24 protein-coding genes, 1 tRNA gene and 1 pseudogene are annotated in these 24784 nt (G+C 49.7%); 7 read left to right on the top strand and 19 right to left on the bottom strand.

Annotated features, from left to right (window positions below; all coding sequences use genetic code 11):
- The first annotated feature begins 61 nt into the window (after window positions 1-61).
- Window positions 62-895 carry a Tim44 domain-containing protein gene (locus tag C2M29_RS11650; protein WP_105189932.1) on the top strand — a complete coding sequence of 278 codons (834 nt, stop codon included), beginning with the start codon at window positions 62-64 and terminating at the stop codon, window positions 893-895.
- Between the two features lie 58 nt (window positions 896-953).
- On the opposite strand, the gene C2M29_RS11645 is transcribed toward C2M29_RS11650, so the two are convergent.
- Window positions 954-1847: a helix-turn-helix transcriptional regulator gene (locus tag C2M29_RS11645; protein ID WP_158684721.1), complete on the bottom strand. Its 894-nt coding sequence runs from the start codon at window positions 1845-1847 to the stop codon at window positions 954-956.
- A 156-nt stretch (window positions 1848-2003) separates the two neighbouring features.
- Between C2M29_RS11645 and exaC the strand changes: the two genes are divergently transcribed.
- Entirely contained in the window at window positions 2004-3524 is a 1521-nt protein-coding gene (gene exaC / locus C2M29_RS11640; RefSeq protein WP_105189930.1) for an acetaldehyde dehydrogenase ExaC, read from the top strand.
- A 71-nt stretch (window positions 3525-3595) separates the two neighbouring features.
- On the opposite strand, the gene C2M29_RS11635 is transcribed toward exaC, so the two are convergent.
- From C2M29_RS11635 to C2M29_RS11610, 6 genes are all read right to left on the bottom strand, one after another.
- Entirely contained in the window at window positions 3596-5104 is a 1509-nt protein-coding gene (locus C2M29_RS11635) for a leucyl aminopeptidase (protein ID WP_105189929.1), read from the bottom strand.
- 173 nt (window positions 5105-5277) lie between these two features.
- Entirely contained in the window at window positions 5278-5697 is a 420-nt protein-coding gene (locus C2M29_RS11630) for a hypothetical protein (protein WP_105189928.1), read from the bottom strand.
- 65 nt (window positions 5698-5762) lie between these two features.
- Window positions 5763-6275, bottom strand: coding sequence for a helix-turn-helix domain-containing protein (locus C2M29_RS11625; RefSeq protein WP_233998413.1), 513 nt, complete (start codon window positions 6273-6275; stop codon window positions 5763-5765).
- Between the two features lie 276 nt (window positions 6276-6551).
- Window positions 6552-7568, bottom strand: a complete 1017-nt coding sequence (locus C2M29_RS11620; protein ID WP_105189927.1) for a CNNM domain-containing protein — start codon at window positions 7566-7568, stop codon at window positions 6552-6554.
- A 99-nt stretch (window positions 7569-7667) separates the two neighbouring features.
- On the bottom strand, window positions 7668-8537 hold the full coding sequence (locus C2M29_RS11615) for a LysR family transcriptional regulator (protein ID WP_105189926.1): 870 nt from the start codon (window positions 8535-8537) through the stop codon (window positions 7668-7670).
- A gap of 14 nt (window positions 8538-8551) precedes the next feature.
- On the bottom strand, window positions 8552-9055 hold the full coding sequence (locus C2M29_RS11610; RefSeq protein ID WP_105189925.1) for a DUF6841 family protein: 504 nt from the start codon (window positions 9053-9055) through the stop codon (window positions 8552-8554).
- Window positions 9056-9227: 172 nt separating this feature from the next.
- Here C2M29_RS11610 and C2M29_RS11605 point away from each other — a divergent pair.
- Window positions 9228-10546, top strand: a pseudogene (locus C2M29_RS11605) (ABC1 kinase family protein).
- A 14-nt stretch (window positions 10547-10560) separates the two neighbouring features.
- Here the strand turns inward: C2M29_RS11605 and C2M29_RS11600 are convergent.
- The 4 genes from C2M29_RS11600 to C2M29_RS11585 all read right to left on the bottom strand — a co-directional run bounded on the left by C2M29_RS11600 (window position 10561) and on the right by C2M29_RS11585 (window position 13031).
- The gene (locus C2M29_RS11600; RefSeq protein WP_105189924.1) at window positions 10561-10965 is read right to left on the bottom strand and encodes a hypothetical protein; all 405 of its coding nucleotides are present in this window, start codon (window positions 10963-10965) and stop codon (window positions 10561-10563) included.
- A gap of 1 nt (window position 10966) precedes the next feature.
- Window positions 10967-11881, bottom strand: a complete 915-nt coding sequence (locus C2M29_RS11595; protein WP_105189923.1) for a zinc dependent phospholipase C family protein — start codon at window positions 11879-11881, stop codon at window positions 10967-10969.
- Between the two features lie 287 nt (window positions 11882-12168).
- Window positions 12169-12245, bottom strand: a tRNA-Pro gene (locus tag C2M29_RS11590).
- 135 nt (window positions 12246-12380) lie between these two features.
- Window positions 12381-13031: an arylesterase gene (locus tag C2M29_RS11585; protein ID WP_105189922.1), complete on the bottom strand. Its 651-nt coding sequence runs from the start codon at window positions 13029-13031 to the stop codon at window positions 12381-12383.
- Between C2M29_RS11585 and C2M29_RS11580 the strand changes: the two genes are divergently transcribed.
- The gene (locus tag C2M29_RS11580) at window positions 13032-13748 is read left to right on the top strand and encodes an ABC transporter ATP-binding protein (RefSeq protein ID WP_105189921.1); all 717 of its coding nucleotides are present in this window, start codon (window positions 13032-13034) and stop codon (window positions 13746-13748) included.
- Window positions 13738-16239: an ABC transporter permease gene (locus tag C2M29_RS11575; RefSeq protein WP_105189920.1), complete on the top strand. Its 2502-nt coding sequence runs from the start codon at window positions 13738-13740 to the stop codon at window positions 16237-16239. The genes C2M29_RS11580 and C2M29_RS11575 overlap by 11 nt, the downstream gene beginning before the upstream one ends.
- 19 nt (window positions 16240-16258) lie before the next feature.
- On the opposite strand, the gene C2M29_RS11570 is transcribed toward C2M29_RS11575, so the two are convergent.
- Window positions 16259-17149 (bottom strand): TIGR01777 family oxidoreductase, encoded by an 891-nt coding sequence (locus tag C2M29_RS11570; RefSeq protein ID WP_105189919.1) that lies wholly within the window; start codon window positions 17147-17149, stop codon window positions 16259-16261.
- A gap of 299 nt (window positions 17150-17448) precedes the next feature.
- Here C2M29_RS11570 and C2M29_RS11565 point away from each other — a divergent pair, with 299 nt between their 5' ends.
- Window positions 17449-18456, top strand: a complete 1008-nt coding sequence (locus tag C2M29_RS11565; RefSeq protein WP_442792560.1) for an AI-2E family transporter — start codon at window positions 17449-17451, stop codon at window positions 18454-18456.
- A 45-nt stretch (window positions 18457-18501) separates the two neighbouring features.
- Here C2M29_RS11565 and C2M29_RS11560 read toward each other — a convergent pair whose 3' ends face one another.
- The 5 genes from C2M29_RS11560 to C2M29_RS11540 all read right to left on the bottom strand — a co-directional run bounded on the left by C2M29_RS11560 (window position 18502) and on the right by C2M29_RS11540 (window position 21677).
- Window positions 18502-18921 (bottom strand): lysozyme inhibitor LprI family protein, encoded by a 420-nt coding sequence (locus tag C2M29_RS11560; protein WP_105189917.1) that lies wholly within the window; start codon window positions 18919-18921, stop codon window positions 18502-18504.
- A 2-nt stretch (window positions 18922-18923) separates the two neighbouring features.
- Window positions 18924-20261: an ATP-binding protein gene (locus C2M29_RS11555; RefSeq protein ID WP_105189916.1), complete on the bottom strand. Its 1338-nt coding sequence runs from the start codon at window positions 20259-20261 to the stop codon at window positions 18924-18926.
- Window positions 20255-20929, bottom strand: coding sequence for a response regulator transcription factor (locus C2M29_RS11550; RefSeq protein ID WP_105189915.1), 675 nt, complete (start codon window positions 20927-20929; stop codon window positions 20255-20257). The genes C2M29_RS11555 and C2M29_RS11550 overlap by 7 nt, the downstream gene beginning before the upstream one ends.
- Complete coding sequence (locus tag C2M29_RS11545; protein WP_105189914.1) at window positions 20929-21183, bottom strand: PepSY domain-containing protein; 255 nt, start codon at window positions 21181-21183, stop codon at window positions 20929-20931. Before C2M29_RS11545 ends, C2M29_RS11550 begins: the two co-directional genes overlap by 1 nt.
- Before the next feature lie 191 nt (window positions 21184-21374).
- Window positions 21375-21677, bottom strand: a complete 303-nt coding sequence (locus tag C2M29_RS11540) for a YciI family protein (RefSeq protein WP_105190256.1) — start codon at window positions 21675-21677, stop codon at window positions 21375-21377.
- Window positions 21678-21921: 244 nt separating this feature from the next.
- On the opposite strand from C2M29_RS11540, the gene C2M29_RS11535 reads away from it, so the two are divergent.
- Window positions 21922-23346: a sodium-dependent transporter gene (locus C2M29_RS11535; RefSeq protein WP_105189913.1), complete on the top strand. Its 1425-nt coding sequence runs from the start codon at window positions 21922-21924 to the stop codon at window positions 23344-23346.
- Between the two features lie 15 nt (window positions 23347-23361).
- On the opposite strand, the gene C2M29_RS11530 is transcribed toward C2M29_RS11535, so the two are convergent.
- Entirely contained in the window at window positions 23362-24000 is a 639-nt protein-coding gene (locus C2M29_RS11530; protein ID WP_105189912.1) for a CPBP family intramembrane glutamic endopeptidase, read from the bottom strand.
- Window positions 24001-24058: 58 nt separating this feature from the next.
- Window positions 24059-24652 (bottom strand): inner membrane-spanning protein YciB, encoded by a 594-nt coding sequence (locus C2M29_RS11525; RefSeq protein ID WP_105190255.1) that lies wholly within the window; start codon window positions 24650-24652, stop codon window positions 24059-24061.
- Window positions 24653-24784: the final 132 nt, after the last annotated feature.

Here is a 24784-nt window from a genome sequence, read left to right as displayed (position 1 = left end):
TTGCTTGCCTTAGCCCAGGGCTAAGGTACACTGCCGCCAGTATTTATTTTTAAGGATAACCATGAAAAATCTGGTAATTATGCTAACGCTATTGAGCGTATTATTTACCGCCAGCTTCGATGCCCAGGCGCGTAAAAAGTTTGGTTCGAAACGCACGACGGGTAAGACCGAACAAACACAGACCACACAAAAGCAGCAAACTACGGACACCAATACCGTGACGGCGAAGAAAACTTCAAGCAAAAAAGGCATTATGGCCGGTGTGCTTGGCGGCCTGCTCGCCGGTGGTTTAATTGCTGCCATGATGGGCGATGATTTTGAAGGCGTGCAACTGCTGGAAATCTTATTGCTGGCGGGGCTTGGCTTCTTACTCTTCAAGTTTATTCGCTCGGCAATGCGCAAAAACCAGCCGCGGCCCATGATGGCAACGGCGCAAGGCCAGGCCTATGCGGGCCAGGGTCAGTGGCAGCAAAGCAGCGCCTCGGCTCATTCTCGGCCGCAACCGAGCTCTGTGCCCATGCAAATGCCGCCGAACTTTGATCAGGTTGGCTTTATACGTGCGGCCAAAGAGCATTATGTCACCATTCAACAGGCCTGGAATGACAATAACTTGGACCTGGTGTCGGAGTATTTAGCTCCCGAGCTGATCGATGAATTTAAGGCGCTGCGCGCCGAGCAGGGCGAAGTACTGACCGAGGTGTTGTTTGTTGATGCCAATATCGTACGCGCCAGCTGCGACAATAATGTGTGGGCTATCAGCATCCACTTTAGCGGCCAGTATCAGGACCGTATAGCCCATGCGAAAGAGCGTATCGATGAAATTTGGCACATGGAGCGTCAAAACGCTGATTCGGCGCCTTGGTTGATTGTTGGCACCGAAGACTTGGTTGACTAAGCCAAGCGCTATTTTTCACTAACAAGGCCGCATATGCGGCCTTTGTTCTATTGTTCTTTTAATTCATCCCTTGTTGGCAATACCCTCGTGGCGACACCCCAAAATGGCCCTTAAAGCTGCGGCTAAAATGGCTGACGCTGTTAAAGCCGGTTTCAAAACAGGCATTGGTCACAGATTTGCCCTGATTCAGCAGTAACTGGGCACGCTCGAGGCGGCGCTTAAGAATATAGGCCTGGGGACTGAGACCAAAGCGATGGCGAAAGGCGCTAAAGAACTTGCTGCGGCACATGCAGGCGAGGCTGCACAGGGTATCGACATCAATCAGGTTGCCAAGATTGTGTTCGATATGCGTGACCACCGCGTGCCACAGGGTCGCTTGAGGGTCTTGCTGGGCGCAGCTAAGCAACTGCTTATGCTCTTGTTCGCGCAGTAAGCGCACCAGTAATTCGGTGCTGGCAAGCTCGATCAGTAAGCCTCGGTCTTTTTCATTTTCACTGAATGCCTCAATCAAACGCCGATACACGCCTTCGGTGCTGGCGCTGTGGTTGAGTTGCAAGGTGGCCGTCTGCGCAGGGGCGTCACTATCGCTATGCAAACGCATTTGCCGGGCTACCCGATGCAGCTTTTGGGTGTCTATTTCTATGGTCAAACATCGGGTCGGTGTGCTCAAGGTGGCATCGGGGAAATCGATGGCCACATGCTCTTGGGGCGCAATCACAAAACTTTGCCCAGGGATGAAATCCTGCCCCTGCTCCAGGCTTGGATGATGCATCACCTTACGCCCTTGGATCATGGCACAAAACATGATTTCGTCGGCCTTAAAGGGTACGCCGTCGCTGTGCTCATAGGTGTCGTATAAACACAATTGCACGCCGTCGGCGTTAAACACCGAGCGGTGATCGACCAGGGTATCGAGGCGCTCGAGAGCATCTGGGTGTGTCGTTGCTTGCATCGCTAGGCTCCTTTGCTGTGACCAAAGCTTGTTCAAGGCTTGCTCTAGCATGGCCAAAAAGTGTACGTGGAGTCAAGCAAGATGGAATGCCAATCAAGTTTTTATCACCAAACTGGTCTAGCGTTAAAGGGATTGCAGCAAAGAAGGACAATAACAATGATCTATGCAAAGCCTAATTCAACCGACGCGGTGGTGTCTTTTGCCGCCCAGTATGAAAACTATATTGGAGGGGCCTGGGTGCCGCCGGTTGATGGCGCCTATTTTGACAATACCACGCCGGTGACCGGTGAGGTGTTTTGCCGCGTGCCACGCTCAAACGACAAAGACATCGAGTTGGCGTTGGATGCGGCGCATCAGGCTAGAGTAGCCTGGGGTAAAACCTCGGTCACCGAGCGCAGTAATCTGCTGCTGAAAATTGCCGATCGCATCGAGGCTAATTTAGAGCAATTGGCGGTGGCGGAAACCTGGGATAATGGCAAGGCGGTGCGAGAAACCCTCAATGCTGATATCCCTCTGGTGGTGGATCATTTCCGCTATTTTGCCGGCTGTATTCGTGCCCAGGAGGGCAGCATCGGCGATATCGATGAAAACACCGTGGCCTATCACTTCTATGAGCCCTTGGGTGTGGTGGGGCAAATCATTCCCTGGAACTTCCCGCTTTTGATGGCGGCGTGGAAACTGGCGCCAGCCCTGGCCGCCGGTAACTGTGTAGTGTTAAAGCCCGCCGAGCAAACCCCAGCGTCGATTTTAAAGCTGGTTGAGGTGATTGGCGACTTGCTACCTCCCGGCGTGCTTAACGTGGTTAACGGTTATGGTGCCGAGGCGGGGCAAGCCCTGGCCACCAGTACCCGCATCGCCAAAATCGCCTTCACCGGCTCCACCCCGGTGGGGGCTCATATCTTAAAGTGCGCCGCCGAAAACATTATTCCGTCAACGGTGGAGCTCGGTGGTAAATCTCCCAATATCTACTTTGAGGATGTGCTTGGGCAATCGGATGAGTTTATCGATAAGTGTGTGGAGGGCGCTGTGCTGGCGTTTTTCAACCAGGGCGAGGTCTGTACTTGCCCATCCCGCTTGTTAGTGCAGGAGAGCATCTATGATGAGTTTATCGCCAAGGTGATCGATCGCACCAAGCAAATTAAGCGCGGTAACCCGCTCGATACCGAGACCATGGTCGGTGCCCAGGCATCGCAGCAACAGTTCGATAAGATCATGAGCTACTTCACCATAGGCCGCGACGAGGGTGCCGAGGTACTCATTGGCGGCGATGCCGAGCGTTTCGATAACGAGCTTAATCAAGGCTACTATATTCAACCAACCCTGTTTAAGGGTAATAACCAGATGCGGGTGTTCCGCGAGGAGATCTTCGGTCCCGTGGTCAGTGTGACCACCTTTAAGGATGAGGCCGAGGCCATTGCCATCGCCAACGACACCGAGTTTGGCTTGGGGGCCGGTTTGTGGACGCGGGATATGAACCGCGCTTATCGCATGGGCCGAGCCATCGAAGCCGGGCGCGTCTGGACCAACTGCTATCACCATTATCCGGCTCATGCGGCCTTTGGTGGCTATAAAAAATCTGGGGTAGGGCGAGAAACCCATAAGATGATGCTGGAACATTATCAGCAGACCAAGAACCTCTTGGTGAGTTACTCGGACAATGCCCTCGGCTTTTTCTAACCCAAGTATTCCGAGTTAGATTTTCCAACCAACAAAAAAGGTGGCCTAGGCCACCTTTTTCATTTGTGCGCTTATTTGGTTTTTAAAATCCATTCGCTCAGCAGGCGCACACCATAACCTGTGCCGCCTACATTCACCTCGCCTTTGGCCTTGCTGGCCAGGGCATTACCGGCGATATCGATATGCACCCAGCGGGTGTCACCGGCAAAGTGCTGTAAGAAAGAAGCGGCGGTAGTAGCACCCGGGCCACCGGAACCTATGTTTTGCAGATCGGCGATATCCGATTTAAGCATGTCTTTATAGCCCAGTGGGAGGCGCCATACCTGCTCGTTTACAACCTTACCAGCGGCAGTCAGCTCGCTAACCAGTTGCTCATCTTCGGAGAAAATGGCGCTGTAGCGGTTACCAACGGCACGGACCTTAGAGCCGGTCAGTGTGGCGACATCCACCATGATTTCCGGCTTAAAGTACTCACGGGCATACCACATGGCATCGCTCAGCACCAAGCGGCCTTCGGCATCGGTGTTCACCACTTCAACGCTTAAGCCTTCGGCGGTGCGCAGTACATCACCCGGGGCAATGGCGTATTGGGACACCATGTTGGCGGCCATGCCCATCACGGCAACGACATTAACATCGGCCTTGCTCAGCGCCATGGCCTTAACCGTGCCCAGTACCGCAGCGGCGCCGGCCATATCCGATTTCATGCGGGCAATGGAAGGGCCGCTTTTAATGCTGTAGCCACCGGAATCAAAGGTAATGCCTTTACCCACCAGGGCGATTGGCGCATTGTCGGAACCCTTGTAGTGTGCAACAACAAGGCGGGCGCCGTGCTCACTGCCACGACCAACGCCTTCTAAGGCGCCCATGCCTAACTTTTTAAGCTCTTTAGGGCCAAGCACCGTAACTTCAACACCGTATTGCTCAAGCTCTTTGGCGGCCTTGGCAAATTCCACCGGGGTCATTTCACTGGCTACTTCTGATGTTAAATCCCGTGCCAAGAAAACACCTTTTTCGATGTGTGCAAGCGCCTTGTAGGCCTCTGCTGTGCGCTCGGTGTCATCAACTGAGAAATGGTAGGACACTGACTTATTTTCAGTATCTTTTTTGTATACATCAAAGCTGTGGTCGCGCAAGTTAGCGCCGTGAGCGAACTGTGCAGCCAGTTGTGCGTTGTTGATTTGGCCTTCTATGCCTGCAAAAGAAAGGTCTACCACTTCGGCTTTGTGTGCTTGTAGTTTGGCGTGAATATTGCCGCCTAGCTTAGCCATGTTTGCAGCATTTAACTCATCTGTGTCACCCAAGCCCACGACCATAATGCGATCATAGTCGGAGTCAATAGGCGCTAGTAGCTCAAATGTGCTACCTTGGCTGGCATCAAATTGAGCGGCGTCGGCAGCTTTTTTCAATTGCGCCTGAGTTGCTGCAGAGAATTGACCCGAGGGTAAGTCTTGCCCCTTGGTCTGCACAACCACAAGGGTTTTCGCACCGCTTAGGCCAGTAAAATGAAAATCCGCTGCATAAACATGAGCGCTTAACAGTGTTGCGGCAACCGCATTAAGACTAAAGATACGCGACATATTGCTCTCCTAAATTCGCAAAGTTGCGCCTTTTTACCTTATTTCACTGCCTTTGGTAACCAAATGTCGGTGAATGAACGAGAATTACAGTTTAATGTCCGTCGTGAGTATACGAGAGGGGCGACACATCAATAGTCTGTGCTGTGTCGCCACTTAAGTAGGCAATTCAACAGTTATGCGGTTTTGAGAGAGTCTTTGCGCATGTTGCACAGCAGCATTGCCGCAAGCAAGCTAATAGGCAGCGGTGTGAGCACCTTCATAAATTGCGCCCAAAGAGCATGTTGTGGGTGCAAGTACACTCCCAAGATACCGTAAAGGGTGAGGAAAACGCCACACACCAGGGTATTTTTATAACCCACCTCTTTACCAAAACGCACACTCATTGCCGCAACAAGCAGACAGCCAATGAGGCCTGCAAGCATGCTCTGAATTTGCAAGCCTAAGTCCTGCTCTGCCAGTATCATGGCTTGCTCTGTTGCGATGCCATCGGGGAGCCATAATTGTACCAATACTATGCCTGCAATAAGCACGTATATGAAAAACACGGCGATGGTTACGCTGATAAGTTTAATATCTAATTTATTGTTAAACATGGGTTTTCTCCTTTTGGTTGAAGTGGAGTTAGCAAGGAGAACCCGGTGCTCGTGTTAAGTAACGATTACTTAAAAATACCTTCTTTGTAGCCCTTGTAGGCCAGCAGACCCACCGAAAAGAGCAGCGCCAGTGACACCAGGTTTTTCAGTAAACTCATGGTGTCGTGATCTATGCGCCCGGCATTGTAGGCATCAAAAATGCCCCAAAAGCCGAAGGCATTGGCGGCAATGACCAGTAACATACTCCACAGATAGGTATGCTTATTGGCTTTAGGTTTAGCGGGAGCCTGATTTCTAGACGCCTGCTCTGTGGCAGAGGTCTGAGTTTGTTCAGGCACACCGGCAGCGGATGCGCTACCTGGCACATGGATACTGTGGTCCATGGCCAATAATTGCTGGCAGTCGATATCCAGTGCCGCGGCCAGACTTTTAATCGACTCCAAAGAGGCAACGCCCTTGGCTTCGATTCGTTGTACCGTGCGTAAACTTAACCCTGACATCTCGGCCAGCTGCTCCTGAGAGTAACAACGGCTATCACGTAGGCTCTTAATTACCTGAACATTTACTTTCATTTTCATGTTGTGGGTCTCCTTGCTAACTGCCATCTAAGTTAGCCATTGACCCTCTCCACCAATACGTTAGGGCTGCGACATGCACCCGAAATCATTACGTAACGAATACGACACTATAGGTGATGAATGTTGTTTTATAAAGATTTTTTAAATTTTACGCACAATAATAAAACGCTCTGGACGGGAATTATTACACGCTTTAGTCATCGGCTTGGTAACCCAGTTAGCTCGATGACCGACCTTAAACACAAGTGAGCAATACAGCTAACTATTTGGTTAGCACTATTGTCGTGTTTTTTTCTGTTTCATCCAGCGTCGTCGAGCATAGCGACGCATGTTTGGTATCTGATCGGTTTCATCCAGAATCGAACGGCCAATAATGGTTTCTATAATGTCTTCCATCGTAATTAACCCTTGCCACGAGCCGTACTCGTCATAGACCAAACACATGTGGTTTTGCTCTTCAATAAGCTCGGTAAGTAAATGCTCCAGGCTGGTGTTGTTAGATACAACTTTAGCTTTTCGGGCAAACTCAATCGCGTATTTTTTGTCGCCCACCATAATAAGATCGGACTTAAAAAGTATGCCGTGAGGGGCCTCATCCTCATCCAGGATAGGAAATCGGGTGAACTGACTTTTGACAACTTTGGTACGAATGTCGTCAAGGGGTAAGTCGGGTTTTAGCGTTTCACACACAATGCGTGGCGTCATCACATCGCGTACCTTAATGGTATGTAAATCGAGAATATTGCTTATCGCTCTGTGCTCTGTCTCATCGATACTATCGAACTCGGTGCCAAGAGATGATAACGCTTTAATTTCTGAGCGCAGGTCTTCTTCACCGCTATTGCCACCGAGTAAACGCGTTATTTTGTCTGAAATCCAAATGAAGGGTTTGAGTACCCAGATTAAGAAGTTGAGGATTGGCGGCAATACCACGGCTAACTGGCGCCAAAACTGAGCACCTATCGTCTTAGGGATAATCTCCGATAGCAACAGAATAAGTATGGTCATGACCGCTGAGGCGATACCCAGGTAACCATTACCGAATACAACCGTGACTTGTGCACCGACACCGGCAGCCCCAACCGTATGAGCTACCGTATTTAGCGTGAGGATAGCGGCTAGTGGTTGCTCAATTCTTTCTTTCAGTTGTTTAAGAGCCTGATAGTGAGCGGGGTTTTCTAATTTTTGTTTAGCAACATAGCTAGGTGTAATGGAAAGCAATGCCGCTTCTAAAATGGAGCACATAAAGGAAACGGCAATGGAGAGTACGGCAAAAGCAATGAGCAATAGCATAGGTGGTTGTGTGATCTCGTAGGCAAAGTGACTTAGTGTTAGTTTAGTTAGCGATATTAGGGTTGAAACTAATAAATAAAGGGGGCTAGCTAATTAACTTTATAGTGAGCCCTTTAATTGATTGTGTCGCTGTCGTAATAAAGTGTAGAGCTCAGCCATTAGCAATTTGATTCTGGGGACTTCAATAAGCGTAGGGTGTGTTAGCAGCCAAATCTGTGCAAACTCAAGTGGCTCAGGATCTCCGACTACTTTAAGTTGTTCCATGGTATCGGCGATATAGCAGGCGCCGCGAATAAGCCCTAGGCCTGTATGCGCGGCCTCATGGCGGACAATTAAATCATCAATCACTAGGCCAACGGGCGCGTGTGGGAAGGGACTTTGTTTGATCCAGAGTGTGTGAGCATCGTCTGCAGAACTAACCAGCCATGAATAGTGCTCACTGGCTGTGTTGGTTAAGTATTGTTCTTGGGCATAGTAATTCACGTACACGGCACCGGCGCGGTGGCCAACCAGATGCTCAGATGGCGCATTGGCGACGCGAATAACAATATCCGCCTCGCAGTTGTCGATATCGGCGATGTGATAACTGCACTGCATAACCAAGCGAATGTTTGGGTAGCGCTTAATAAAGGCAGCTAAGTCCTCTAGCAGCAGGTATTGCGCTATGGCAGGGGGAAGAGATAGGGTAATTTGGCCACTGTGATCTAAGTGTTTTGCCCGTTGTGCATGCCTATCGGCCAGTACCAGCGCTTCAACTTGCTGCGCTGTGTGCAATAAGGTTTGCCCCGCCAGAGTGAGTGCGTACCCTGAGGGGGTAGACTCCACCAGGGTATAGCCATGGCTGTGATTGAGCTGTGCTAATCGCCTTGCCACCGTGCTGTGGTTCACGGCCATTATTTTTGCCGCATTGCGCAGCGTCTTACCCCTGTGAATTGCCAATATCAGGCGATAAGCATCCCAATCTTCCATAATCACATGTCACGTTAAAGAGTTTGCACTCCAGTATGCTCGTGTACCGCGAAACTAGCAATACGCCAGTTTTTCCCTGTTTTATACAAGAAGTAGGTTGCCCCAACTTTGTTAAACACTTCGCCATTATCGCGATAGCGAACAGCAAGGTTGGTGGCTATCGCGATGTTTTCATCGATCAGGCGTATATTCACTTGCTGCCAGTTCACCGACGCCGCTCCCTGATGCTTTAAGTTGTCTAAAAACTTGCTCACTTGCATTACGAATGATGGCGCGTCGATGCTCTGAGGTGCGTTATTGGTGGACATAAGCATAATAGTGGGCATATAAAGCCGTTCAATATCTTTAAGCTCATCCCCTTGCAGGTAGCCGTTGTAGTGCGCCATGTAATTGGCAAATAAATGTTCTATCGCTTGCTTGTCTGTATCTGCGGCGGGCTCACTTTGGGCAGCCCGTAAGGAAAAGCAAAGGACATACAGCACTAATAGAATTAAACAACCTAGTTTTTCACGCAACATAATGATTCCCTTATTCTGAAGTGGTGTCAGAGACAATAACAAGTTGTTGCTGGTATTGGGTGGATTTAATTGCACTTTTGTTGTTGCGAATATGCAACACCGAGTCGGGGGGGATCCAAATCCGTGTGCGGTCCGTAGATGTAATTTATGGTAACGTACGAAGTAAGATACGATGGATAAACAAAAATCAGTGCCCACGTCGCGAGTTGGACGAGCCGCCCGCTTTGGGCTGTTGGCCTCTAAGGTGGCGGGCAATATGTTGTTGGGCAGTGCAAAAGCAATGGCCGCAGGTAAAAATTTGTCCCGCCGAGAGTTGTTACTCAACGCCAACAACATTCACAGTGTTACCCAGCAGCTTGCGCATTTGCGTGGGGCAGCTATGAAACTCGGGCAACTTTTATCAATGGACAGTGGAGAGTTGCTTTCGCCCGAATTAGCCGCTGTGCTGGCGCGCTTGCGCAGCGACGCCACACCCATGCCACACAAGCAACTTGTTGACACCATGCGCAATGCATGGGGAGAGAGGTGGCTGGATAACCTCGCTAATTTTGAACTACGGCCCTTCGCCGCGGCTTCAATCGGTCAGGTACATCTGGCCTGTACGGAATCAGGAAAAAAGCTGGCTATTAAGGTGCAATACCCAGGTATTGCTAAAGGTATTGAGAGTGACGTTGATAACTTGCTTACCTGCTGCGTTTAAGTGGTCTGTTACCAAAAAAGGCCGACATTGCTCCCTTGCTTGAGGAAGCCAAACAACAGCTTTTGAATGAAGCGAATTACACGTTAGAGGCGTATTATCTTGAGCGTTACAGCACTCATTTGGCGGGCGAAGAGGACTATTGCATGCCAGAGGTGATAACTGCGTTGAGCTCACCAAGTGTGCTGGCCATGACCTTTATTGAAGGCCAAGATCTCGACACTTTGGCTTGCGCTCAGCAAAGTGTTAGAAACAAAGCTGTCGAACAACTTATCACTCTATTTTTGCATGAGCTGTTCACGTTTAAATTAGTGCAGACCGATCCCAACTTTGCCAATTACCGCTATCAAATTGACGAGCAGCGCCTGGTCTTGCTTGATTTTGGCGCCACACGGGAGTTACCACAACATATCAGCGATGGCTACAAGCGGTTGTTAGCAGCCGCCATTAACAGCGACAGAAAAGAGGTGGCGGCAGCCGCAAAGCACATAGGCTACTTTGCAGAAGGCTTGGCACAAGAATACACCGATAATGTGGTGGATATTTTTTTGCTGGCCTGTGAACCGCTGCGTTTTCAAGGGGAGTACGATTTTGCCAACAGTGACCTCGCAAAACGCATAAAAGAGCTGGGGTTGGCAATGAGCGCAAACTCAGAGCACTGGCATACGCCCCCGGTAGATGCCTTGTTTGTACACCGTAAACTAGGCGGATTATTTTTAATTGGCGCAACGCTTGGGGCGAAGCTGGATGTCAATCGCGTGTATCGCCATTTTTTGAGCGCACATCGGCAGTGAGCTTGTCAGCGCCTTTAGTTCCTACAAATATGCTCAGTGTCTAAAGTGAACTCGCATGACTTAGCTTCGGCCGCTTGCCAATGTTGCATGTCCGATTTTGCTGTACAGCCTGCATCCTCGATTAAGGCAACGTCATCCTCACACAACAGTAAGACGGCATTATCGTTCTGGACTGCGATTGTCAGCTTGTAATGTTGGAAGGGGACAAGCCTGCTTGTATCATTATCGAGTGCCGCCAGAAGGAGCGCCTGTGAATCGGGGAAGTCCTCAGCGCTAAACTTTAACGTGCCATCAACCGCCGCAGAGATGTCTTTGAGTTGTGATGCAAGGTCGGCCATTTCTTCTGGATCATGGCCATGAGCTAAGCTGGTGCAACCGACAGCAAACAAGGTGGTTATGATTAAAGAAAGGTATTTCATTTTAAATATTCCATGCAGTTAAGTTACCGGCTTCATCTTGTCCGTTATCCAGATTCCAATTGCAGATTTGAGTGCACTCTCCATCTTTAAAAACGGCATTGGCAAGGATGGTTATAAAATGCTTGATGTTTTCAATGGCTAAATCAAATATCTCATCGTAATGCATAGGGCTGTTAGGCGTAGTGAGATTCTCTATGTAGTCATAATCAATTTCATCGGGGCGAGGGTAGAGAAGCCCGCAATTGGCAGCAACGTGCCTAGCCAAGGGGAAGAGCCTGTAGCCTTCCTCGGCATTATTCACAATTAGTTGGAACCCAGCATGCCAGGCATCGAAATCGGGTACGACAGACTGGGCATAATCTGGGTGTGTAGAACCTAAAATATGGTGCCAGATGCCTTTGATATCCTCATCAAGGCAATTGTCTTGGCTTGTGCACGAGCCGATATTGAGCTCGATTCTATCGGCAAGGCCGATTTCACCCATATTTAACCGTTGCCAGATAAAGGAGTCTTGATTCATTTCACAGGTGCGGTGTGCCGCTTGGTTGTGCTCGTATGGGCCAACCTTGCGTTCTACCACTGGATGTATTGTGATATCGGCTGCTACATGTGACATGTATCCGCACAGCCAAGCAAAACACTTTTCTTGCGCGATACCTTCTAGGCTTTTGCAATAGGTAACGGCTTCTTTAATAACATCACCCGTTTTTTCGTAATGCATTAAATCGGCCCATTTATTTTGCTGTGACTTACCCACGGCTAAATAGGGGTAGTCCGGAGATACGCAGCCCAGCTCAACGTATTTTTGATTTTTACTTAGTATGAGTTTTGCCCTGTTTGGAATATTCATTGTCATCAGGGCGTTATTCGCAGTGGCTAGGTTAGCGGCGGTTATATGTGCAAATGCACCAGGCATACGTAACTCCTTTTACTTATTAGCTTTTTCCTTAATATATTGGCAACCAGCCTGACTTGCAATAGCCTGATTAATAACCACTTTGGCCTTGTGACTGGGTTTAATAAATCGCTGGAAGGCGCAGCATAAAAACCGCTTTCGCTCGGGATTTCGTTTATCTCGCTGGCAGCTGGTAAGAGATGACACACACCCAAAAGCAAGTCAAAACAGGACAACGAAATTTTATTTAATGTACTAAGTGGGAACGATAAGGACGTTTTAAACTATTGACTGGGGAGAGAAAAGAATGGTCGGCATAGCAGGATTTGAACCTGCGACCCCTGACACCCCATGACAGTGCGCTACCAAGCTGCGCTATATGCCGACTAGGACTGCAATAGTACGGATAATTTTTTTAATTGCAAGTGGGTGTTGAATCGTTTGCTTATAAATTATTCATATCGATGAAGTTTATTATTTTTTTCTAAAAAAGCGCTGCACTGACAGCGCTTTTTGCGTCTTATTTAGCCGTGTTAGTTGCGCTTAATTGCGGAGCTGCCAACCAGGCTGCGATATGCTCGGCCATAATATCGCGCAGTAGCGGTTGGGCCTCGGCATTGGGATGAATATTGTCGTTTTGCATCAAAGAGCCGTCGGTGGCGACCTGCTCGACAAAAAATGGCAGCAGGTGAGCGCCGTGTTGTTCGGCCACGGTGGCAAAGCTGGCCTCAAACATTTGTGTGTAGCGGGGACCGTAATTGGGCGGGATGCGAATAGCCATCACCGCCACTTCGGCGCCGGCCGCCTGGCTTTGCTTTATCAAGGCGCTGAGGTTTTGCTGCATCTTGGGAATAGGGAACCCACGCAGGCCATCGTTGCCGCCCAGTTCAATCAGTACATGACTGGGCTGGTGGCTGGCCAAAATGCCCTCCAGGCGTCGCAATGCGCCGCCGGTGGTTTCGCCACTGATACTGGCATTGATTAATTTAATGGGCTTTTTTTGCTCTTCGTACGTATCTTGTAACAATTGCACCCAACCTTGGTGTTGTTTTAGACCGTAGGCAGCGCTTAAGCTGTCTCCTAGGATCAGGATTTGGTTGTCAGCCCAAGCCATAAATGGTTTAGTGACAACTAATAGGACGAGCAAAATACGTAGGATTAAAGCATTCATATGTCAGCGTTATCTCAATTAAACATTATTCAAGTCAAAGAATTAACCAAGTCCGTTAATACGCTTGACGGCGATTTAACGATCCTCAGCGACATCAGCTTTAATGTCAAGCCGGGTGAGTCGGTGGCCATAGTGGGTGCGTCCGGCTCGGGTAAATCAACCCTGCTGAGCCTGTTGGCGGGGCTTGATAGAGCCACTTCCGGCAGCATTATCGTTGATGGCGATGCCTTAGAGACCTTGGATGAAGAAGGCCGCGCTGCACTGCGGGCTAAAAAGGTCGGTTTCGTGTTTCAATCATTTATGCTGGTGCAAAGTCTGAGCGCTCTTGAAAACGTAATGCTGCCGGCGGAGCTGGCCAATCAGCCGGATGCCAAAGAGCAGGCTCTGGCGCTGTTAGAAAAAGTGGGCTTAAGCCATCGTATCGAGCACTACCCGTCGCAACTGAGCGGTGGTGAGCAGCAAAGGGTGGCTATTGCCCGCGCCTTTGTCGGTACCCCAAAAATTCTGTTTGCCGATGAGCCTTCGGCCAACCTCGACAGCAAAAACGGCAAGTTGATCGAAGAATTGTTATTCGAGCTAAACCAACAGCAGGGTACTACCCTGGTGCTGGTAACCCATGACGAAGCCTTGGCTCAGCGCTGTGAGCGAATCTTACATATCGAGGGCGGTGAGCTCACCCAATTACGTGAGCCACAGGAGCGCGCGCATGTGGGCTAAGTTAGCGATACGATTATTTTTTAGAGAATTGCGCCGCGGAGAACTAACGGTGATCTGTGCCGCCATTGCCCTGGCGGTGATGACGGTGTTAACCCTGTCATCGGTGACCGACCGTATCGGCCAGGCCATTTTACAAAAGTCCAATGCCTTTATCGCCGCCGACCGCGCCCTGGCCAGTAACCATGCGTTGCCTGACAACTACTTAGAGCAAGCGCAAAACATGGGGCTACAAACCGCCCAGCTGACCTTTTTCGATACCATGCTGTTTGCCAATGAACGTATGCAATTGGCGGCCATCAAGGCGGCATCAGTAAACTATCCTCTCAAGGGCGAGCTGTTGATCAAGCGTGATTTCGACGCCCAGGAGCAGGTGGCCAAAGGTGGCCCAGAGCCAGGCAGCGTGTGGTTGAATGAGTCGGTGATGTATTCGCTGGATTTGGCGGTGGGTGACAGCGTGGAGCTTGGCGCCGCGACCTTTAAGGTCAGTGCCATTTTAAGTGAAGAGCCGGACGCGCCCTTTAATATTTTCTCCGGCAGTCGCCGAGTGCTGCTCAACGAAGCGGACATTGAAAAAACCAAGGTTATTCAGCCGGGCAGCCGGGTGTTTTATCGCCAGCTATATGCCGGGGAGGGCGACAAGGTTGAGGCTTTTTATCAGTGGTTAAAACCCAAACTGGCCGAGAATCAACGCTGGTATGGGGTTAAAGACAGGCAGTCGCCTATTTCCAATTCTTTGGAACGCTCGGAGCGGTTTTTGCTGCTGGCCGGCCTGCTTGGCATTATTCTCGCTGCGGTGGCCATTGCGGTTTCGGCGAAGCGCTATTGTGAGCGCCAGTACGACCCGGTGGCGATGATGAAAACCTTGGGTGGAGCGCGCTCGCAAATTCGCAATATCTACCTGCTGCATCTGGCTTTGGTGTGTGGCTTTTCTCTGTTGCTTGGTTTAGCGGTAGGTTATGGGCTGCAATATGCGGCGGGCAATTACATGGCCGCCAATATGGATGTGCAATTGCCGCCCGCGTCGCTGCGCCCCTGGTTGAGTGCGGTGTTTATCGGCGTGGTGTGTGCGGTGATGTTCTCCATCAAGCCGCTGCTCGATCTATTCGATATTCCACCCCTTAGGGTCTTGCGTCGTAACCTGGGTGACCGTTTACTGGTGAGCAAGATTCACCTAGCGCTTTCAGCATTCACCGTGTTTGCCCTGATGTGGCTGTTCAGCGGCAAGATTATGATCACCATTATCTTGTTCCTATCCTCGGCGGCCGTGGTCTTAGTGCTCTTTATCCTGTCAAAATTGATCTTCGGCGGCGGCCGTAAACTAGGTCTAAGTCCTGGTAACAGTTGGTCTTTGGCCATAGCCTCCATTCAAAAGCGGGCCAACGCCAATGCGGTGCAATTGATCAGCTTTGCGCTGGCCATTAAGCTGCTGCTGTTTTTAATCGTGCTTAAGAACGACATGATCAATGACTGGCAATCTCAGCTGCCAGCGGATGCACCAAATGCGTTTTTGGTGAACATCACCGAGCAGGAGAAACAGCCGGTTAGCGACTATTTAGCGGCCAAAGACATCGAGGTGTCGCGCTTTTACCCTACCATTCGCGGTCGTGTTAACGCCATTAATGGCGAGCTGGTAGCCCGTGAGGTGTCGTTAGAAGACAATGAGAAAAAAGATGAGGAAGCGCGCTCGGGGGTGGGCCGCGAGCTCAATCTTACCTGGGTTAGTGATATGCCCAGCCACAACACCTTGAGTGCCGGGCAGTGGTTTAGCGCCGATAGCCAGGGCGAAGTGTCGGTAGAGCAGTCCATGGCAGAGCGTTTGGACATCAAGCTTGGCGATACCCTGAGCTTTTTAATTGGTGCGCAAAGCTTTGAGGCCAAGGTAACCAGCTTCCGAGAGGTTAACTGGTCAACCTTAAAACCGAACTTCTTTATGATTTTAAGCCCGGATGTACTGGCGGATTTCCCCGCTACCTATATTGCCGCGGCGCGCATCGACGACGGTGAGAGCAAGGCCTTTACCCAGCTGCTGCGCCAGTATCCAACCATCACCGCCATTGATGTCGATAATTTTGTTGACCAAATTCGCTCGACCATAGAGCAGGTTTCCTTGGCAATCGGCTTTGTGCTTGCCATTGTCGTGGTCTGTGGCGCTCTGGTGCTTATTTCCCAGGTGCAGGCGAGCTTGGGTGAGCGCATGCAGGAGGTGGTTATTTTGCGCACCTTGGGGGCGCGTGGGCAACTGATTCGCCATGCAACCCTGTATGAGTTCTTACTGCTCGGCCTGGTTGCCGGTGTGGTGGCGGCGCTCTCCAGCGATATCGCCTTGTTTGTAGTGCAGCGTACCCTGTTTGAACTGCCGGGCAAGCTGCATCCGGATATCTGGCTGATAGGGCCCTTAGCGGGCGCTCTATTTGTGGCGGTCCTTGGCTACACCATGATTGCGCGCACACTCAACAAGAACACCAGTGGGTTGCTGCGCAAAATTATGTAGGGTTAGCGGACCTGAGCCGCTAATGGCGGCTTAGGATCTGCGAAAGCGCCGGTTTCAGGTCGGGATGGCGAAAACGAAAGCCTTCTTTGAGCATGCGTTTGGGTTGCACATTTTGCCCGTACAACATGAGATCGGCCATTTCCCCCATCAACAGCCGCAACACGGCTTTAGGCATACGCATAAATGCCGGACGGCGCAGGACCTGGGCCAGGGTTTTACTGAATTCTTCATTGCTCACCGGGTGTGGGGCAGTGGCATTAATGGGGCCGCTGATATGGTCGTATTTGATCAGATACATGATCACCTGCACCATGTCATCGAGGTGGATCCAGGACATGTATTGACGGCCATCGCCCAAGGGACCCCCCATACCAAAGCGAAAGGCCGGCAGCATTTTTGTTAAAGCTCCGCCCCGGGCGGAGAGCACTATGCCGGTACGCAGCAGACACACTCGGGTTTGCGCTTTTTGCGCTGCCTGCTCCCAATCCTTACACAATTGGTGACTAAACTCGTCATGACAATGTTCGTAGTCTTCGCCAATCACCTGATCACCTTGGCGGCCGTAATAGCCGATGGCACTGCCGGAGATCAGGGTTTTTGGTTTTTTTTCAGCCTGGTTTATACGCTCGGCTATTTCTTCGGTGAGGGTGATACGGGAGTCATAGACCCGCTGCTTTTGCTCCGGCGACCAGCGCTTGTTGACGATGGGCTCTCCGGCGAGGTTAATCACCACGTCGGTGTCGTTGAAATTAACCTTGTCTAAGCTACGCACCGCCTCGATACGGTGGCCGAGTTTTAGGTAGGCTTTAGCGGGCGTGCGTGTGAGCACAGTCACGCTGTGATGATTTAAAAGGTGTTTATAAAGCTCAGAGCCAATCAAACCGGTGGCTCCGGTAATAAGAATATTCATATTGCTATTTAATGCCAAGCCGCTCTATACAAGTGTAGGACATTTCTGGCTCTGTGCCGATTGCGTCTATTTTCTAACCCATATCAAGAGTTTATTTTCGTAAGCAAGTCGCCTAAACTAGGGTCGTTGACCTTGGTTGAGCGTTAATTAAAAGAATAACCATACGCGCCTAGCTGGCGTTGCGATCAACATACGTTTAAATCGAAGCAACCTATGCCGCAAAGATAAACAGACCCTAATATTAGAACAATAAAAAGGAATGAAGTGTGCCTAGCTTTATTGGAGCAAGTAAAAGTTTAATGGTGATGGCGTCTTTGGTCATAGTTCTGGCCGGGATAAAAATTGCCAGCCCTTTGGTGGTGCCGTTTATTCTCTCGGTGTTTATTGCGGTGATCTGTAGCCCTTTGATCAATGCTCTAGGGCGCTACCGAATTCCCAAGGGCGTTGCCATTACCCTGGTGATTATGCTGGTTTTTGGCTTGATTTTGAGCCTGGCCGGGTTGGTCGGGCAGTCGGTAAATGATTTTTCGGCGCAATTGCCCCAATATAAAGAGCAGCTAAAAAGCGAGTTTGAGTGGCTGGTCAACACCCTGGCAAAATACAATATCTTCCTCGATAAGTCACAAATTATCGCCATGTTTGACCCGGCCAAAATGATAGACGTGGCCACTAATATGCTCACCGGTTTTGGTGGGGTGATGGCCAATTTATTTTTAATCATAGTCACCGTGGTGTTTATGCTTTTTGAGGGCCCGAGCATAGGCAACAAAATCCACCTGGCCATGGATGATCCGGACATGAAAATGGCGCAAATCGACCGTTTTCTTGCCTCTATCAACTCCTATCTGGCGATTAAAACCCTGGTCAGTCTCGCCACCGGTGTCTTGGTTACCCTGATGTTATGGCTGCTTGATATTGACTACTTTCTGTTGTGGGGTGTAGTCGCCTTTATGTTCAACTATATTCCCAATATCGGTTCCATTATTGCCGCCATTCCTGCGGTGCTTTTGGCGCTGATAACCCAAAGCCCGGTGACCGCGGCGCTGGTGGGCGGTGGTTATATGCTGGTCAACATGGTGATGGGTAATATGATAGAGCCGCGCTTTATGGGCCGAGGCTTGGGGTTGTCTGCACTGGTGGTATTTTTATCGTTGATTTTTTGGGGCTGGTTACTGGGTAGCGTTGGCATGCTGTTGTCGGTGCCGCTGACCATGGTGGTAAAAATTGCCCTTGAAGAGAGTGAAGAGGGGCGCTGGATCGCCACCTTATTAGGCAGCGAGGCCGAGGGGATCAATAAGCCTAGCTAAAGGTCCACAGGGGTCTGGTGGGCGCTAAGGTTTAATCCCTAAGGTTTAATCCAGCGCCAGTTTATGGCTGGCCATGCGTTGTTCAAACATATGGAGTTTACATTGCTTGTAGACGCCGGCGGCCTTTTGACTGTCCGGCAACAGGCGAACATAACGCCAGCGACAGCTGTCTTCCAGGTAGGTCTCAAAGCTTTGCTCGGCACGCAGAAAAATATCCAGTGCCTGAGTCAGCCCCGAGTGCTTGGCTTCCGTTTCCAACTGCAAGCGACGTTTATTAGACCAGGCTTGTAATTGACGCTCTGCTCCTTGCAGGGCGGAGTCCAAACATTGTAGGTAATCACGGTGTGCTGCAGGCGTTGTGCCTTCGAGCTCGCACGCGGATTCTTGCGCTTGAACTGCATCGGTGGCAAAGGCGCTGCCAAGCAGAACCAATGCCACAAAGCGCTTTTTATAGATTGTTATCACGCTTAAGTGGTTTCCTGATAATCAAATTCTAGTTCGAATAGGGCGCCGCCAAGGGGGCTGTCGCCTATGGTCAAGTGGCCATGGTAACCTTTTACCAAATCGGCAACAATGGCCATACCTACACCGTGCCCGCTTTCATAGCTGTCGAGGCGGGTACCACGTTGTAATAGTAATTCGCGTTTCTGCTCGGGGACGCCCGGACCATCGTCTTCAATGATCAAGCGCAGGCGTTTTTTAATCTGTACAACCTTGAGACTTACTTGTGACTCGCAGGCCTTACAGGCGTTATCCACCAAGTTGCCAAGCAACTCCATTAAATCGGTTTTATCGCCAAGGAAAAAGTGCTTATCATTAACTTCGACGTTAAATTGGATATTTTTATCGCGATACACCTTACTCATGGCGTTAAAGATGGAGTCGGCCACGGGTTTGATCAGGGTTTGCTTTTTCCAAGTATCCGAGGCACCGGTGGCGGCCCGTTTTAATTGGTGCTCGATCATCACATTAATACGGTCGAGTTGTTCCTGAGCATCGCTATCCTGGGCTAAGGGGCTCGACTTTAACACCGCCAAAGGGGTTTTTAAGGCATGAGCCAGGTCGCTTAAGGAAGCGCGATAACGTTCTTTTTGGCGCTGTTGAGATTCCAACAACAGATTAAGATCTGCCTTGATGGTTTGCAGCTCCACCGGGTAATGACCCTTGATACTCATGCTGTCGCCGCTTTCGATTGCCTTAATTTCCTTATCGAGACGATGCAGAGGCCGAGAACTCCAAAAAAAGCCGATAATCATCAGCACGGTGATTACCACGCCCATGATCAGCATCCAATTGATGGATGTTTCTTTAAAGCCTTCCATCAGGCGTAAAATGCCGTCATTGCTTTTAACTAGAATAAAGCGGGCTTCTATGTCCTGGTCGAGGTTGCCAAGTATACCGGTAAGCGACAGCTGCCAATACTTCTTACCTTTATGGGTGACCATGCGAAAATCGGACTTGCCGGTTTCGGCGATAAAAAGATCCGGTTTAAAGTCGATATTGAGTGCCGACTCACTTTGCCATAGCTGTTGATCGCCATTGTAGATCATCGCATAGGTGTCTGAAGTGACTCGGTTGAGCTCGGGAGCGAGGATACTGCGCGGCATTTCCACTCCTTGCTCCGAGTATTCGACTTCGGAGATCAGCGAGTAAAGGTGTGCTTCGAGGGTTTTTTCGGTGGCCTCGATTAAGGAGGCGCGATAGGCATTTCCAATGGAAACGAACAGCGTGGGCATGGCCACGATCAACAAAAAGACAAGGATAAATCCTTGTCTTATTTTCAGTGAAACCTGATTGCCTACCACTGCGAACGTAACCTGTATCCTCGACCACGCAGGGTCTCAACAGGGTTTAGCGTGCCCTCGGGGTCAAGCTTTTTCCGTAATCGCAGGACGAAAACCTCGATGACGTTAGAGTCCAGGTCAAAGTCCTGGTCATAAATGTGCTCAGTCAATTCCGATTTTGAGATCACCTTTTGCGGATTAACCATCAGGTATTCCAATACCTTGTATTCGTATGCGGTTAAGTTGAGCTCACGGTCTTCAACCCATACCTGTTGCGAGCGGGTGTGAATACGAATAGGGCCATTTTTAATTTCCGGGTTGGCCTGTCCGGCGCTGCGGCGGATCAAGGCGTTACAGCGGGCGATCAGCTCCTCTACGTGGAAAGGCTTGGTCAGGTAATCGTCGGCACCGGCATCTAGGCCTTCTACCTTGTCCTGCCAGCGGTCACGCGCGGTCAGGATCAAAATAGGAATATCAACGCCGTTTTTGCGGGCCTGCTTAATCACTTCAATGCCGTCAATCTTTGGCAAGCCTAGGTCGACCACCGCCATATCCAGCGGGTATTCGCAAATGTGGAACAAACCGGCTTCACCGTCGTTACATAGATCCACACTATAACGCTCTTTTTCTAGAGCGCTACGTAAGTTATCTGCTAAATGCAAATCGTCTTCGATGACTAGAATACGCATTAATTATTTTCCTTCTCAACTTGTCCCGTGCGTTTAGAGACAATAATGTCGATAACTCGGCCTTTGGGCTTTAAAATTCGAACAACAAACTTATCCTTTTGTTCCGTAATTTTTAAAACTTTACCGTTTTCGGCTTCTTTCGCAATAGTCACTGCCTGTTTCTTATCGATCACCTTAGTCGGTGCCGGAGCGGCATAGGCCGCGGAGATAGACAGTGTAAATGTAATTAAGATGGCTGCGATTAGTCTTAACATGATTCAAAGAGCTCCCGGTGAATCCTCGGTAACCTTATATGGGTTAACCTGTGGCTTATCCCCGAACTAATCCTAGGACTAAGTTGAGGGCGTACCCATAGGCAGTGACATATGGTTAGCATACGGAACACCAATTAACCTTTACTGAACTTGCCTAGTGCAGAAATAAACAACAAAGTTCAATAGACCTTTTAGGCCCCTAGTACTTTCTTAAATGGCTTTACGATGGAGTTGTCGTAAACGCCGGCAGCGATATAAGGGTCTTCGGCAGCCCATTCCCGTGCCTGTTGTAGCGACTCAAACTCGGCGATAACCAGCGAACCGGTAAAACCGGCTTCACCCGGGTCGTTGTTATCGACGGCGGGAAGAGGTCCGGCTACAAGCAAGCGGCCTTGGCTCTCAAGCTCCTGTAAACGGGCTAAATGAGCGGGGCGGGCGGCTAGGCGTTTTTCCAGCGAATTTTCAACATCGCTTGAATAAATCATGTACAACATAAATAGAACCAAGTATTTGGTATGAATTACTTTTATGATAGCCAGCATTGAGGGCGCTTGTAAATTTTTATCGTGCAATGACATAGTCGCTTGACGAATAAAAGGGCATGTATTAACACGAATGCACGTAATTTACGCTGTAAACAAATGCACACCGATTTACTCGGGCAAATACTTCTATAAAGCTTGAAAAGGCCGGTTTAACACTGCTAGAGTCGGGTTAAAACAATAACAAGGTTTTTCTATGAGCGAAAAACGTGAACACTTTAGCTCGCGCCTGGGCTTTATTCTCGCAGCCGCCGGTTCGGCGGTCGGTATCGGTAACCTGGTTGGTTTCCCTGTTTCGGCCACCAAAAATGGTGGTGGTGCCTTCTTACTTGTCTATGCGCTGTTTGTGGCCTTTATTTGTCTGCCAGTGATGATGGCGGAAATGGCCATGGGTCGTAAGGCTCAAAAAGACCCTTACGGCGCGTATCGCATGTTATCGGAAAACTCGCCGCGTTGGCGTGGTGCAGGCATCCTGGCGGTAATGACCCCCTTTATGATTGCAGTCTTCTACATGGTGATCACCGTGTGGATATTCGGGTATTTGGCGCAGACTGCCTTTGGTAACTTGGAAGCCCTGGCCGATCCGGGTAACTTTGGTCGCTTTATCAATGAGTACAGCGTCTTTGCCTATATGCTGGTGGTGGCCGTGGTGGTCAACCTGATCCTCGTGGGTGGGGTAAAAGATGGCATAGAAAAGGCGGCGAAGTTTTTAATGCCCGCCTTGTTTGTGTTACTTATTGCTCTGGTTGCGTACGTATTGACCTTGGACAACGCCATGGCCGGGGTGCGCTACTATATAGTGCCTGATTTCTCCAAGATGAATGCCAGTGTGCTAAACGGTGCGCTATCGCAGGCGTTTTTCTCCTTGTCGCTGGGCATGGGTATCCTCATGACCTACGCCTCGTATATCTCGAAAAAAGACGATATCGTTAGCGGCGCCAAAATGGTGGCGATCACCGACTCCCTAGTGGCCTTTACCGCCGGCCTTATGGTGTTACCCGCTATCTTCAGCTTTAACCCAAACACCGATCCAAGCGAGTTGTCCGAGTCTTCGGTATCGATGATTTTTGTTTACCTACCAAAAATCCTACTCGCACTGCAAACAGACATTGGCTATGTTGGTGCGTCCATCGTCGCCTTTGTATTCTTCTTGCTGGTATTCTTCGCCGCTATTACTTCTTTGGTGTCTATCGTTGAAGTACCTACCGCCACCCTTATCGAAGAGCGTGGCTACAGCCGTAAAAAGGCCTTGGTGGTGTTGGCCGGTGCCATTGGTATTCTTACCGTGGGCTGTACCTTGTCATTTGGCATGGTTGATTGGCTCACGCAATTGACCAATTACGGCGGCAGCGACAAGAGCATGTTCGATGTGGTTTATGATGTTTTCTATGACACCATATTGCCGCTAAACGGTTTGATGGTGTGTTTATTCGTGATGTATCGCTGGAAAAAGGCTAAGCTAAGCGCCGAGCTCTCGCAAGGCTGTGATAGCTACGCCGGCAGCTTTATGGAAAAGTACGTTAACTTTTCGCTGTCGACCTTTATCCCTGCGATCTTATTGCTGATCTTTATAAATACCGTGGCGACCAAATTCTTCGCCGTGAGTATTTTTGGATTCTAAGCTTAACGCGGGAGCCTAAATGGCTCCCGCATCCAAATAACTGCCTGCCCCAATTGTAAACATCCACAACCCCCACAAGCTATGTTCAAGCACACAGGCTATTGTCGAGCGCGAATGCGCATAGGTGTAAGAAAACAGCAAGCCACCAAAAAATGCCAGCAGCACGGCTACCACATTGCCATAGACCACATGAGCCAAGGCAAAGACCGCGGCGCTGAGCCAAACTCGCTTGGTTTTATTGGGAATAATTGGCTTATAGCGATGAAAGAAATAGGTGCGAAAAATTAATTCCTGTGGCAATACCGAGAGTAAGGGGTAGAGAATGAGCAACATCAGCCAGCTCATGGGCGATTGCAGTGGGTAACTAAACCAATTTTCCTGATTAATAATGCCGTATAGGACGCCTGAGAGCAGGGCGCCGGTGAGAAAGAAGGTGGCCATGCGCTTTTTTACCACGGGAAACTGGCCCATGGAGGTAATGCGAAAGCGTTTAAAATGAGGGTCGGTTAACAGAATAAAGCAGCAAACGGCGGTGAGGGTGATCAACGCCGGGATCAGCCAGTTTTGTAAATGCTCACGCAGGCCAAGGCCCACCAGGGGCAAGAGGATAAAAACGCAGAAAAGCTCAAGCCAGCGATATTGGGTATTCGTCAAGGAGACGCTCCATTGCTACACCGCGATGCATTAAGTGTAGCAATGGATTAAGGCAGGGTTATGACTGTTCGTCGGGAAAATAGCGATAGAGGCGCGCTATGGTAAAGATGATGGCAACAAAGGTGATGCCCATCAATCCAAAGACCTTAAAATTTACCCAAAAATCAAGGGAGAAATTATAGGCCACATAGATATTCAGCGCGGCAATGGCGCTAAACAACACAACCCAAAAGACATTCAATTGCTCCCACACCTTTTGTGGTACCAAGATACTTTCTGGGCTGGCGTCGGTATTCGTATCATTTTGCTTTTCTGCAACCGAGTCCAACAACCCCATGAGTGCTTTCTGTACTAGGTTTTTATTGAAAAAACATCGCGAAACAATCAGGGTTAGCGCCAAAATGGCGTAGACAAAGGTTGCCTTCCATTGAATGAAATGCTCATCGCGAAACAGTATGGTCATGGTACCTAGCACCAGGGCGATGGCGAAAAACACCCAATGGCGGGTACCTATTTTTCCTTCCTTAAAATAGGCATAGGCCATTTGTATGGCACAGGCAGCGATTAACACCGCGGTGGCCCAATAGATATCGACCATTTTATAAACGGCAAAAAATAAAATTAGCGGGATATATTCGATTAGTGTGCTCATAGCCACATCCATTACTTCTGGTAGCCGTTGTTTTACCAGTAACGGCCCCTAAGCTCAAGGGTAAAGGTCCAGGTTTGACATTTACCGCCGGCGCTTTTAGGCTGCGCGCCTTTACAGTTTTTAGTAGGTAAT

Source organism: Pseudoalteromonas sp. T1lg48, assembly GCF_002964785.1.
Taxonomy (GTDB): domain Bacteria; phylum Pseudomonadota; class Gammaproteobacteria; order Enterobacterales; family Alteromonadaceae; genus Pseudoalteromonas.
This window is presented reverse-complemented; position numbering and strand designations above follow the sequence as displayed.